General features: G+C 60.8%; 6 protein-coding genes and 3 tRNA genes. 2 read left to right on the plus strand and 7 right to left on the minus strand.

Translation table 11 applies throughout. The features are described 5' to 3' along the window. Positions 1 to 274: 274 nt before the first annotated feature. The 3 genes from porE to L888_RS0109015 all read right to left on the minus strand — a co-directional run bounded on the left by porE (position 275) and on the right by L888_RS0109015 (position 4,880). Positions 275 to 2,365 carry a PorE family type IX secretion system protein gene (gene porE, locus L888_RS0109005; RefSeq protein ID WP_027952650.1) on the minus strand — a complete coding sequence of 697 codons (2,091 nt, stop codon included), beginning with the start codon at positions 2,363 to 2,365 and terminating at the stop codon, positions 275 to 277. A gap of 3 nt (positions 2,366 to 2,368) precedes the next feature. Continuing rightward, the gene (locus L888_RS0109010; RefSeq protein WP_027952651.1) at positions 2,369 to 3,691 is read right to left on the minus strand and encodes a DEAD/DEAH box helicase; all 1,323 of its coding nucleotides are present in this window, start codon (positions 3,689 to 3,691) and stop codon (positions 2,369 to 2,371) included. Positions 3,692 to 3,776: 85 nt separating this feature from the next. Then, on the minus strand, positions 3,777 to 4,880 hold the full coding sequence (locus L888_RS0109015) for an Mrp/NBP35 family ATP-binding protein (protein ID WP_015310377.1): 1,104 nt from the start codon (positions 4,878 to 4,880) through the stop codon (positions 3,777 to 3,779). 218 nt (positions 4,881 to 5,098) lie between these two features. Here L888_RS0109015 and L888_RS0109020 point away from each other — a divergent pair, with 218 nt between their 5' ends. Beyond that, positions 5,099 to 7,585 carry a glycosyl hydrolase 115 family protein gene (locus L888_RS0109020; RefSeq protein WP_044249049.1) on the plus strand — a complete coding sequence of 829 codons (2,487 nt, stop codon included), beginning with the start codon at positions 5,099 to 5,101 and terminating at the stop codon, positions 7,583 to 7,585. Between the two features lie 22 nt (positions 7,586 to 7,607). Here the strand turns inward: L888_RS0109020 and trmB are convergent, their stop codons facing one another. Next, complete coding sequence (gene trmB, locus L888_RS0109025; RefSeq protein WP_027952653.1) at positions 7,608 to 8,378, minus strand: tRNA (guanosine(46)-N7)-methyltransferase TrmB; 771 nt, start codon at positions 8,376 to 8,378, stop codon at positions 7,608 to 7,610. 317 nt (positions 8,379 to 8,695) lie between these two features. On the opposite strand from trmB, the gene L888_RS0109035 reads away from it, so the two are divergent. Continuing rightward, on the plus strand, positions 8,696 to 12,442 hold the full coding sequence (locus L888_RS0109035; protein ID WP_027952655.1) for a glycoside hydrolase family 88 protein: 3,747 nt from the start codon (positions 8,696 to 8,698) through the stop codon (positions 12,440 to 12,442). 194 nt (positions 12,443 to 12,636) lie between these two features. Here L888_RS0109035 and L888_RS0109040 read toward each other — a convergent pair. The 3 genes from L888_RS0109040 to L888_RS0109050 all read right to left on the minus strand — a co-directional run bounded on the left by L888_RS0109040 (position 12,637) and on the right by L888_RS0109050 (position 12,962). After that, positions 12,637 to 12,708: transfer RNA gene (locus L888_RS0109040), tRNA-Glu, on the minus strand. A gap of 72 nt (positions 12,709 to 12,780) precedes the next feature. Further along, positions 12,781 to 12,852, minus strand: a tRNA-Glu gene (locus tag L888_RS0109045). A gap of 23 nt (positions 12,853 to 12,875) precedes the next feature. Continuing rightward, positions 12,876 to 12,962 (minus strand) — tRNA-Ser (locus L888_RS0109050). Between the last annotated feature and the right edge of the window lie 133 nt (positions 12,963 to 13,095).

Raw genomic sequence — 13,095 nt, forward strand, 5'->3', positions numbered from 1 at the left:
TCACTTCCCGTTGTCTTGGACGAATTTCCCGCGGGAAATGTTCACTTCCCGTTGTCTTGGACGAATTTCCTGTGGGAAATGTTCACTTTTCATTGTCTTGGACGAATTGACGACCGTCGACGTTCACTTCCCGTTTTTTGATGGGTTGACCAGGACAACGGGGAACAACAAATAACAACGGCAGTACCGTGGTGTATGGTTGTTTTCTGTTGTCATGGTTTTCTTTCAAATCCTCATACGCTGTTGCTTTGTGTGCCCTTCATGTGTTGTGCATCTAATTGAAGAGAATGTCGAAGCCGTTGTCGGCCGATGACTCGCCGTTGCGCGGCTGGAGCTTGGGCTTGGGTGGGTTCTTGAGGCGGCCGTTCTCGTCGAACATGCCGTAAGTGGTGCGCAGCACGGTGAACTCCGTGCGGCGATTCATCTGGTTGCAAACCTCCTGTTGTTGTTCGTCCTTGAGGGCTTTGATGAAGGCTTCTGTGAGCACGTCGCCCTCTTTGAGCCACGGATACTTCTCGGTGGTCTTCTTGCGGATGGTCTTGGGCCGCTCCTTGCCGTAGCCTACGGGCGTGAGCCGGTCGGCCGCAATGCCGTGGGCGATGAGATAGGCCACCACCGACTCGGCGCGCCGCTGGGAGAGCCGCTTGTTGTAGTCGGCCGAGCCTTTGTAGTCTGCATGGGCGCTCAGCTCGATGGTGACGTTGGGATTCTCGTTGAGCAGCGTCACGAGCTTGTCGAGCGCGGTCTTGGAACTGTCGCGCAGAGTGGCTTTGTCGAAGTCGTAGAAGATGTTGTCGATGAGCGTGGGGGCCGAGATATTGGCCAGTGCAAACTGGAGTGTGGTCTCGTGCGACTCCTTGGGTGCGGTCTGGGCACGCACTTCTTCCTGATGGTTCAGGAAGCCCTTGCAGGTGGCCAGGAAGAGATAGGACACGCCTTCGTCGAGCACTTTGGTGAACGACCCGTCGCTGCGCACGCTGAGTCGCTCGTTGGTACCGTCGTCGCCGACGACGTAGACCTGGGCGGCGGGCAGCTCGTAGCCCTCCATTTCGTAGACCCATCCCTTGACCGTCTGCACGATTTCGGGATTCTCGAACGCGTAGATATGGTCCCAGCCACGGCCGTCGCCCCGGTTGCTGGAGAAGAAACCGCGGTTGTAGGCTCCCTCGAACGTCATGCCGAAGTCGTCGCCTTGGGAGTTGAGCGGGTATCCGGGGTGGGTGAGATGGTACCGTTTGTCCTTGCCGACATGGGCGATGAAGATGTCGAGCCCGCCAAGCCCGGGGTGCCCGTTGCTGGAGAAATAGAGGTCGCCGTTGGGCCGAAAGGTGGGAAACTCCTCGTCGCCGGCCGTGTTGATGGGGGCGCCCAGGTTCTCTACGCCGCCGAATCCGGCTGCCGTGAGGCGCACGCGCCAGATGTCGAGACCGCCCTTGCCGCCCGGCATGTCGGACGTGAAGTAGAGCCATTCGCCGTCGGGCGAGAGGGCGGGATGGGCAAAACTCGACAGCGTGTCGCTGGTGAGCTTCACCTCCGAGACCTTGCCCCAAGCGGCATCCGCGCGGTTGGACTTCACTATCTGTGCGTAGCGGGGGTATGACGGGTCGGTGAGACACTGCGTGAGATACATCTCGCGGCCGTCTGTCGAGAAGCAGCACGCCCCCTCGTCAAAGTCGGTATTGAGTCCGCCGGTGACGGCTTCGGGCTTGCTCCACTTGCCTTTGTCGTCTTTTTCGGAGAAGAAAATGTCGGCCGGCTTGGTGCCGGTGATGCCGCTGAGCTCGTTGCCCTGCGCCTCGTTGCGCGTGGAAGTGAAGTAGAGCAACTCGTAGTTGTCGCCCTGAAGCATGGGCGAGTATTCGGCCCGACGGGAGTTGAACACCTCCATTTTCCGTACCGTGTAGCGGCTTCCCTGCTCTCGAATGGCGGGGGCTTGGCGCGACGCGTCCAGCCCGTTCAGGGCCAACGTGTTGCCGGGAAGCGAGTCGAGCACAGCCTGGAATAGGCCCTCGGCCTCCCGGTAACTGCCATTCTTGAGCAGCAACCGGGCCATGTCCAGCCGGTCGGCGGGGGTGAGGCGGTGGTAACGCTCGGCATTGCGATAAGCAGCAATGCCTTTTCCTGTTTGCAGGCTGCGGTCGTAGCAGTAGCCCATTCGGCGTGCGATGTCGCCTCGCTTGTCGCGATTCTTGGCTTCGGTGCGCTGATAGGCCTGGCGGAACTCATTGGCCGCATCGTAGTATTCGCCCAGGGCCAGATATTTCTCGCCCCGCTTGATATTGCGGTCGGCCCCGCAGGAGACGGCCATCAAGGCCAGCACCGGCAGGAGCACCGCCCAAAAGAGGTGTCTCGCAGTCTGCTTCATGCCTTATTTAACGTTCCGTCCGCGCGAATATTGCTCCCGCCGGTTGCCCGATTGTGGCGATTTCGGCCGTCGGTTGTGCGGTCGCCGGCCCTGCGTGGGCTGGCTTTTGGGCTGCGTAGACTGCTCGCCCTTGGGTGCCTTGGACTGTTGGCGCGCGGGCTGGGCGGGCTGTTCCTTGGCTGTCTGCGCGGCCTCGGCCAGCGATTCCTGCAATGTGTTCTGGGCGTCAAGGCGGCGACCGGTGAGCTTCTGGATGTCGCGGAGCATGGGAAGATCCTCTTCTGTGCAGAAAGTGACGGCCAGCCCGCTGTGCCCGGCGCGGCCCGTGCGGCCGATGCGGTGCACGTAAGTCTCGGCCACATCGGGCATGTCGAAGTTCACCACCAGCTCCAAGTTGGCAATGTCGATACCTCGGGCAGCGATGTCGGTGGCCACGATGACGCGCGTCTTGTTGTCCTTGAAGTTGGAAAGTGCGCGCTGCCTCGCCGTCTGGCTCTTGTTGCCGTGGATGGCGTCGCAGAGAATGCCGCGGGCTTTGAGCTTGCGTGCTATCTTGTCGGCACCGTGTTTGGTGCGCGAAAAGACCAGGGCCGAGCGGTTCTCGTCGGCAGTCAGCACCTGGGCCAGGCGGTCGATCTTCTGCGGTTTCTCCACATAGTAGAGCTGTTGCTCGATGGTATCGACCACCGACGACACCGGCGCCACCTCGACTCGCTGGGGATTGTGGAGGATGGATTTGGACAGCGTGGCGATGGATTGCGGCATGGTGGCAGAGAAAAAGAGCGTCTGCCGCCGCTTGGGCAGCAGGGGAATGATGCGCCGGATGTCGTGGATGAAGCCCATGTCGAGCATGCGGTCGGCCTCGTCGAGCACGAAGTGGCGGATGGTGGAGAGCGAAATGATGCCCTGTCCGATGAGGTCGAGCAGACGGCCCGGAGTGGCTATAAGGATGTCGACGCCCCGTTGGAGCTGCTGCACCTGAGGTGCCTGGCCGACGCCTCCAAAGATGACACACGAGCGCACCCGGGTGTAATGGGAGTAGTCTGTGACGCACTCTTGTATCTGGATGGCCAGCTCACGGGTGGGCGTGAGAATAAGGGCCTTGATGCCTCGCTGGCGCAGCAGGTCGGGCTGGTCGAGGTGCTGGATGATGGGAATGGCGAAAGCGGCTGTCTTGCCGGTGCCGGTCTGTGCCAGCCCCAGCACGTCCTCGCCGTCGAGTGCATAGGGAATGGCCTGCTGTTGGATGGGTGTGGGCTGTTCGTAATTCTTGTCGGTCAGCGCCCGCAGAATGGGTGCCGAGATGTTTAATTCTTGAAATGTCATGCTTGTTGTGGCCCCGGGATAGCGGAGCGGCGTTGTGAAAAAGCAGCCGCCGATCGGTGGCTGCTGTGAATAAAATAGTGAAAAATCAGTCGTTGTGCACCTTGACAATCTTGGTCTTGGGCATCTCCTTATTGCGGCGGTTGGTCACGGTGACCACGGCCTGGGCCAGATTGATGAAAGCCTGCCCGGTGACGGTGTCGACGTTGAGGGCGGCCGGCGTACCGGCATCGCCGTTCTCGCAAATGCTCTGTACGATGGGAATCTGGGCTAGCAGCGGGCATCCCATCTCCTCGGCCAGCTTCTTGCAGCCGTCCTGACCGAAGATGTAGTACTTGTTCTCGGGCAGCTCGGCCGGCGTGAACCAAGCCATGTTCTCCACAAGTCCCAGGATAGGCACGTTCACCTTGTCGTTGCGGTACATGTCGATGCCCTTGCGCGCATCGGCCAGAGCCACTTTTTGCGGTGTGGAGACGATGACGGCGCCGGTGATGGAGAGCGTCTGGAGCAGTGTAAGATGGATGTCACTGGTGCCGGGCGGCGTGTCGAGGATGAAGTAATCGAGCTCGCCCCAATGGGCATCGGCAATGAGTTGGCGCAGGGCCGAGGTGGCCATGCCGCCGCGCCACAGGGTGGCCGTGTCGCGATTGACGAAGAAGCCGATGCTGAGTAGCTTGACGCCGTACTTCTCCACAGGCTCGATGAGCTGGCGCCCGTCCACTTTCACGGCATAGGGCCGCTCCTCTTCCACGCCAAACATCTTGGGCATCGAGGGGCCGAAGATGTCGGTATCGAGCAGTCCCACCCTGTAGCCCAGCTTGGCCAAGGCGATGGCCAGATTGGCCGAGACCGTGCTTTTGCCCACGCCGCCCTTGCCGGAGCTCACGGCGATGATGTTTTTCACCTGTGGAAGCAGCTTTTCCACCTCGGGGCGCGGGGCCGACTTGAACTCGGTCTCCACGGTCACCTCGACTTCTTTGCCCACATGATAGTGGATGGCAGCCTCGGCGGCCTTGACGGTGGACTTGAGAAAGGGGTCTGTATCGCGTGGGAAAATCAGTGTGATCTTCACCTTGTTGCCGTTGATGCTTGGGGTGTCGGCCAGCATGCCGCTCTCTATGAGGTTCTTTTTGGTGCCTGCATAGATGACCGTGGCCAGTGCATCGGTAATCAATTTGGGATAAATCGTCATCTTGTTCTTGCGTTCTTTTAGGACAAAAGTACCCAATATTTGGCAAAATGGCAAATAAAAACGGAACTATTTCGGATTGTGGCGACTTTTCATTAACTTTGCCTTTGCACCGTGAACACCGTTTCGGGCATCATGCGCCAATGGACGGTCGAAGCTCCATGCAGTGCTGCCTCGATGCGGTTGAGCGGCAGCACACGAATCAAGAACAAATCTACCACATGAGAATCAACAGAATATGGATGGCAGCCTTACTGCTGCTACCCGCTGCTGGACAGGCTCACGAAGTGGCCTGGTACGCGGGCGGACACGTGACGTACAGCGTTCAGAAAAGTCATGGAACAGTTGTCGGGAAAGCCTTGGAGATGTTCCGGGCCGACATGCGGGCCGTCACTGGCAAGGCTGCACAGCACCGCGAGGGCGGCAATGTGGCCGTCTTCCAGCTTGACATGGCCAACAACAAGGAGATGCGGGCCATCAAAGAGCTCGGCGTGCCCTACGAGAAGTTCATCACCAAGCCCGATGCTTTCTGGATGGGAGTGCGCCGGGGCAGGGTGGTCGTCGTGGGCAGCAACGGCCGCGGCACGGCCTACGGCATTCTGGAACTGTCGCGACGGGCCGGCGTGTCGCCGTGGATCTACTGGGGCGACGTGACGCCCGAGCGGCGGTCGCGGCTCACCCTCGACGAGCATTTCGAGACCTTGCAGAGCCCCTCCGTGGAATATCGCGGGGTGTTTATCAACGACGAGGACTGGACCAACCGCGAGTGGGCCCACCGCAAGCTCGACACCCACCAGCGTAAAGGCGTCATGGGCCCACGTTACTACCACAAACTGTTCGAGCTTTTGCTGCGCTTGCGCGGCAATGCACTGTGGCCAGCCATGCACGAGGGCACCGCAGCGTTCTTCAAGGTCAAGGGCAACAAGGAGGTGGCCGACTCATTCGACATCTTCGTGGGCTCGTCGCACTGCGAGCCCATCCTGCGCAACAACGTGGACGAATGGAACACAGCCAAGCGCGGGCCCTACAACTGGATGACCAACCGCGGGGAGGTGGAGAAGTATTGGCGCGAGCGAGCCCGCGAGACGGCCGGCATGAACGCTCTCTATACCATAGGCATGCGGGGCATTCACGACGGTTCGATGGAGGGCGTGAAGACTCCGCAGGAGAAGCTGGACGCGCTGCAGAGCGTCATCGACGCCCAGCGCCGTCTGCTCTCGCAGGAGGTGAACCGCCGCGTGGAGCAGGTGCCGCAGGTGTTTGTTCCCTATAAAGAGGTGCTGGAAATCTATGAAGCCGGGCTCCGGGTGCCCGATGACGTGTGCCTGATGTGGTGCGACGACAACTACGGCTACTTGACGCGCCTCTCTGATGCCGCCCAGCAACAGCGCAGGGGCGGGGCCGGCGTGTACTACCATCTGAGCTATTGGGGCCGCCCGCACGACTATCTCTGGCTCACAACCACGCAGCCGGGCCTCATCTACAACGAGATGCGCGAGGCCTACGACCACCAGGCCCGACGCCTTTGGATAGTCAATGTGCACGACCCCAAGGTGGCCGCTTACCAGCTGAGCCTCTTCATGGACATGGCGTGGGACATCAATGGCGTGACCGCCAACACCTTGCAGCAGCACCTGGCCGACTGGCTGGTGCAGCAGTTTGGCGAAACTGTAGGCCGCAAGCTGGTGGAGCCCATGACCGAGTTCTACCGGCTTTGCGGCATCCGCCGCCCGGAATTCATGGGCTGGAGTCAGGTGGAGCTGGACAAGAAGAAGTACAACCGGGGATGGTCGCCCGTGCAGGACACGGAGTTCAGCGCCGACGAGTTTGGCAATGAGCTGGAACGCTACCTGGCAGACTACGCTGACGTGAAGCGCAAGGTGGGCGAAGCCGAGCAGTTGCTGCGGCCCGAACTGCGGGATGCGTTCTTTGCCGCCGTCAAGTATCCGGTGTTCTGCGCTGCCGCCATGGCCACCAAACAACTGCAGGCCCAGGAGGCTCGCCACCTTGCACGCCCCGCAAACTTCCACAATGACGAGGAAGCCCTGGAGTCGGCCGTGCGCAGTTGGAACGCCTATGTCGAGATACGACAGCTCACCGACGAGTACAATCAGCGCATGGCTGGCGGCAAATGGGCCGGCAACATGGACATAGCGCCGCGCGGCCTGCCGGTGTTCCAGGCCCCGCTGCTCCCCGGTGAGCTCACGGCAGAGGAAATCAGGCGGTACGCGTCGGCCCAGCCCGCACCCTCAAAGTGGGACACCGATGGCTGCATCGTGCGCAATGCGTGCGACTATACCCGGGCCACGCCGGGTGCTCGGATCGTGCAAATGCTGGGCCATTCCATGCAAGCCGTGGCCCTGCCCAAGGGTGGCAGCCTCACCTACAACTTCTATGCCGGCGACGGCGACGCCGTGCTGCGCACCGCGCTGATTCCCACCCAGGCCAACGACAAGGGCGACATACGCTACTCGGTGAGCCTCGACGGGCAGCCGCCGGTGGTCTATTCGCTGAAAGAGAAGTTCCGGTCGGAGCGGTGGAAAGTGAATGTGATGCGCGGACAAGCCATCCGTTCGGAGAACGTCAGGCTTTCGGCGGGCAGCCACACCCTCGTCATCACGGCACTGGACGACCATATTGTGGTGGACCAGTGGATGATAGACTTCGACCCCGACCGCCAGTTCTACGTGTTTCCCACGCATCCTTAAGCGGCCGGTACGAGGTGCTGGCCTATCGGGCTGTCGTCTTGCTGCTCCGCTTGGTGCGGTGATAGCTACGGTATTCGTCGAGCGGAATCTCCACGTCGGGCTCTGTGAGCGTGCCCGCCTGGGGCAGATGGAAGCGCAGGTAACGGATGTTGAGCCCGCGTTCTATCCACATCGACTCATAGTAAGTCTGGATGGTGAGGAGGGGCGAACCCATCAGACCCTCGGGTGTGGCATGGTAAAGGTCGTCGGTGCACACGTCCGTGGGCAGTCCGTTTCGCTCTACCATGAGCCGGGTGTAGGTGAAGAGGAAGTTCGAGTCGGTCTTCAGATGGATGAGGCCGCCGTCGACAAGGAACCGCCGGTAACGCTCCATGAAGAACGTAGAAGTGAGCCGTTTGTGCACGTTCTTCATCTGCGGGTCCGAGAAAGTGAGCCAAATCTCCTGCACCTCGTCGCGGTCGAAGAAGCGGTCTATGATTTCAATGCTCGTGCGAAGAAAGGCCACATTGGGCAGTTGCTGCTCCAGCGCGAGCTTGGCTCCCGTCCACATGCGTGCGCCTTTGATGTCTACACCGATGAAGTTCACGTCGGGATAGAGCCTGGCCAGCCCCACCGTGTACTCGCCTTTGCCGCAGCCCAGCTCCAGCACGATGGGGTTGTCGTTGTGAAAGTATTCGTCGCGCCAGTGGCCTTTCATCGTGAAAGGCACGTTGTCGACCACCGAGAAGGGATATTCAAACACGTTGCTCATCTCCTTCATTTCCGCAAACTTGGCGAGTTTTCCTTTTCCCATGATTCTGTTTTGTGGTGCTAAGATTCTGTTTTTGAGCTGCAAAGTTACAAAAAATCCCTGTTTGCCAAGGCATGCGGGCGCAGTTATCTTTCTCGAATGCGCCGGCAAAGAGCCGGCCATGCTCCCGGTGTTGCCCGAAGTCATGCAGGTATTCCTTATTATAATAGGTGGGAAAGCCATGCGGCGACCGTCGTTTTTGTCCAGAAACGGAGGGGAATCATGGGCGTGGACGTGCATATAAGGGGAAACACGGACGCGCCCATCGGGTTTGGACAATGCGCAAACGGGGTGCGGAGTAAAAAGCATTTCTTTGCAATATGAATCCAAATCACCCTCTCCGAACGATGACGACCCTGAAGCAGGGACTCCTTTTCGTACTTTTGCTGCCGGCCTGCATCGGCATGTGCATGAGTGCCAGGGCTTACGGCCATGCAGCCGCGGCCGGCATTATCCACCCCGGCGGACTGTCCGCGCAAGCGGATTCCGGCCGTGTAAGCATGCTGACGGCAGCCGAAGCTCCGTCTGCGGTGGCGGCCGGCAACGGGCAAAGGGCCAGTCGCAACACCATGAAGGCCCCGACACAACCCGACTGGCGGCACTACCGCATGGCCGGCCCCTACGAGACCGTGGCGCGCGACGGCGCGTTTGCCCACACCAAGCAGGGCAGCGAGCGCGACATGTTTGCAGCCTTGGCATGCGCCCGACTTGCCGGGACGGCCAAGGACAATGCCGACCGCGAGGCCTGTGAGGCCAACGCTCTCGCCATTATCAACGCCTATGCACAGACGCTGCAGGGCTTCGACGGCCACGATGCGCCGCTCTGTGCCATACAGGGTTTCTGGCTGGTGAGGGCCATGACGCTGATGCGGGCGCATGCCGTCCCCGCATGGGCAGCCATGCTTCGCCGCGCCATGCTCCCCATGATGCAGCGATTCGAGGCCGCCAGCCCCTACGCCAATGGCAACTGGGGAGCCATCGTCAACCGGCTGCGCATGGCGTGCGGCATCTTCCTGGAGGACAGTGCGCTGTATCAGGCTTCCGTCGACTACTTTCTTAATGCCAACGACAACGGGTCGTTGCCCCGCTATGTTGGCCCGACGGGACAGTGCCAGGAGAGCGGACGCGACCAGGCGCACGCCCAACTGGGCCTCGGCGCACAGTGCGACATTTGCGAGATAGCCTGGAGCCGGGGCGACGACCTCTGGGGCGCGTTCGACAACCGACTGATGAAAGGCATGGAATATACGGCCCGTTACAACCTTGGCCACCCCGTGCCTTTCGAGACGTGGACGGACTGCACGGGACTGTACTGCGACTGGACGGAGCCGGGCTCCATGGGGCGCGGCCGCATTCGCGACATTTACCGAAAGCCCTACGACCATTACACGCGGGTGAAGCATCAGGCAATGCCCTACACCCGGAGGCTGCTTGCCTTGCAGGCGAGGGCGGAGAAGCGGGGCGAAATGAGGCCCGGCATGGAGGCCGACGAGTTCACGGCGAGGGGCGTTAAGGAGGGCGTCAGGCTTCATCGGGTCTTTACTTATGCTGCCCCGACGGGGGCTCCGCTGAAGCACGACTATGTGGTCTCGGTGCGTCCGCGCGGCAGCGAGGAGTGGACGCAGGTGGATACGTATATGGCAAAGGTCAATGCAGCCGTGGGTTGCAACAAGCACAGCGTGTCGGAAATCAGCTATGCCCTCTTCGACTTTACCGGCGACGTGTTCGTGCGCGTGGTGTGCAAGAAGCGCAAGTTTAAGTCGGCCCGCATACGTCCCGCCTATCGCGGCGTCATAGCCAACGTTCAGAACGACTCCACCGTGCAGTTTCTCCTGTTCCAACCCGAGAATGTAAGCGTGGAGTTCGACGGCGACATCACCGACAACCTGTTGCTCTTCACCTCGAAGCCACCCGTCGGCAAGGAGACGGCCAGGCTGCAGGCCGCCGGCGAGAAGCGGCAGTTCGTCTACTATGCACCGGGCTTTTACGGGCAGGACACCGTCAGAATTTCCTCCAACAGCACCGTCTATCTTGCTGGCGGAGCCTACTTTACCGGCACCTTTGCCATAGAGGACGCCACGAATGTGACCATCCTTGGCCGGGGCATTGCCCGCCCGGAGAACGGTTACGAGGGCTGCCACGTCCACCGTTCAAGCAACGTATTGATCGACGGCCTCGTGGTCAACACCTGCCCCGTGGGCGAAAGCGACGGCGTGACGCTCCGCGACGTGCGCAGCATTTCGCATCCCGGCTGGGGCGACGGCCTGAATGTCTTTGCCAGCAGCAACGTTGTCTACGACCGCGTGTTCTGCCGCAACAGCGACGACTGCACCACGGCCTACGCCACGCGCAAGGGCTTTCGGGGGAGCACCCGCAACGTCACCATGCGCAATTCCACGCTCTGGGCCGACGTGGCACACTCCATCTTCATTGGTCTGCACGGCAATGCCGAGCGCGGCGACACCATCGAGAACCTGCGCTACGAGAACATCGACATTCTGGGGCAGGCCGAACCGCAGGTGGATTACCAGGGATGCCTGGCCATTAACTGCGGCGACAACAACCTCGTACGCAACGTTACGTTCGACAACATCCGCATCGAGCAGATTCTGCAAGGTAGCCTTTTCCATGTGAGGGTGGGCTACAACCGAAAGTACTGCACGGCCCCGGGCCGGGGTGTGGAGGGTGTTGTCTTCCGCAACATACGCTACAACGGCGAGCTGCCCCGCAGCCTCTCCGTCGTCAGCGGCTACGACGGCGGGCGGAACGTGCGGGGCGTCAGCTTCGAGGGGCTGCGGGTCAACGGCCGTCTGCTGCACGACCGCATGGAGGGCAAGCCCGCCTGGTATGCCACGGCCGACTATGTGCCCATGTATGTAGGCCCCCATGCGGGCGACATTGTGTTCTGTGCCGATGCCCGCCACGGCTTGGCCAGCCGGTCGCTGGCCTACTGCTCCCGCCAGACCGACCGTGCCTTGGAGTCGCTACGGCCCTACGACTTCACGATGATGCCGAGAAACGTCCTGCGTGGCGACACGGCATGGAATCTCCGCAAGGCCTCGCCCGAGGAGTGGTGTTCGGGTTTCTGGCCCGGCATTCTCTGGATGGACTTCGCCTACAACCGAAGCGAGGCCGTGCGCAAGGCCGCCGAGGGCTACACCGCGGCCCTGATGCCCGTCCTGGAAAAGCCCGTCTTCGACCACGACCTGGGCTTCATTGCCATCGGCTCCATGCTGAAAGGATACGAGGCGACGCAGAACGAGGCCTACCGCCGGGCCGCCCTTCGCGCCGCCGACTCGCTGGCCACGCTCTTCAATCCCGCCGTGGGCACCCTCCTTTCGTGGCCCCGCCATGTGAAAGACTATGGCGGACACAACACCATCATGGACAACATAATGAACCTCGAACTGCTGTTCTGGGCTTCTGAGCACGGCGGCCCCCGGCGTTTGAGGGACATGGCCGTGCGCCATGCCGAGACCACGATGCAGCATCAGTTCCGTGCCGACGGGTCGTGCTACCATGTTGCCGTCTACAATCCCGTCTCGGGTCGTTTCGTCAAGGGCGTCACCCATCAGGGCTATGCCGACAATTCCATGTGGAGCCGCGGCCAGGCCTGGGCCGTCTACGGCTACACCATGGTCTATCGCTACACCCGCGACCCTCGTTTTCTCGCCTTTGCGCGCAAAGTGACCGACACCTACCTGAAACGTCTGCGCGAGACCAGCGACGACTGCATTCCCCGTTGGGACATGGATGCTCCCGACGATGTGAAGGATGTGTCGGCCGCCTGCATCGTGGCCTCGGCCCTGCTGGAGCTGGCCGACTACCTGCCCGCCGGCCAGTCGGCCCGCTATCGCGACTTCGCCGTTGAAACACTCGGCCAGCTGGCCACCCCGCGCTACCGGGAACAGGGCGGCCGTCCGGCCGCGGCAGGCCAAGCGTCGCTTGCCTTTCTGCTGCATTCCACCGGCCATCATCCCGCCGGAACCGAGGTGGATGCCGGCATAGTCTATGCCGACTACTACTATATAGAGGCACTGTCGAGGCTGTATGGAAGTGGAAAGTAAGGAAGATGCCCTTGCGAGGGCACCGTGGAGGCTGCGCGATTGCGCCGTAACGGCCTTGCGTTTAGGCCGTTATGGCCTCGCGTTTACGGCGTGACGGCGGGGCGAAAAAGGCGTGGACGCAACGCGTGCAAGCCATGGCGGCTGCGCCGTGACCGAATGGAGAGGGATGATGGAGCGGGAGAGGGGTGCCGGTGTAGTCGGTAAGGGAATCGAACCCTTATGCCAAGATTGAGAATCTTGTATCCTAACCGTTAGATGAACCGACCGGCTTGGGCATAAAAAACCTCTGTAATCTGTGACGGTTGCAGAGGTGGAACGACTGCCGCGAGGCAGTGTTGTAGTCGGTAAGGGAATCGAACCCTTATGCCAAGATTGAGAATCTTGTATCCTAACCGTTAGATGAACCGACCGTTAGCCGAAGTTATCGTCCTTGCGGAAGCTGGGGGATTCGAACCCCCGGTACGCAAACGCGCACGGCAGTTTAGCAAACTGCTGGTTTCAGCCACTCACCCAAACTTCCTTTTCGACGGGTTTTCAACCTCACAGCATCCTTTTGAAATGCGGTTGCAAAGGTAGCGTTTTCTTTTCGTTCTGCCAAACGTTTACGGCGTTTTTTCATCAAAAAACCGCCCTTGGGCCCTTTTTCGCATGGA

This window comes from Hallella seregens ATCC 51272, assembly GCF_000518545.1.
GTDB classification, from domain to species: Bacteria; Bacteroidota; Bacteroidia; order Bacteroidales; family Bacteroidaceae; genus Prevotella; species Prevotella seregens.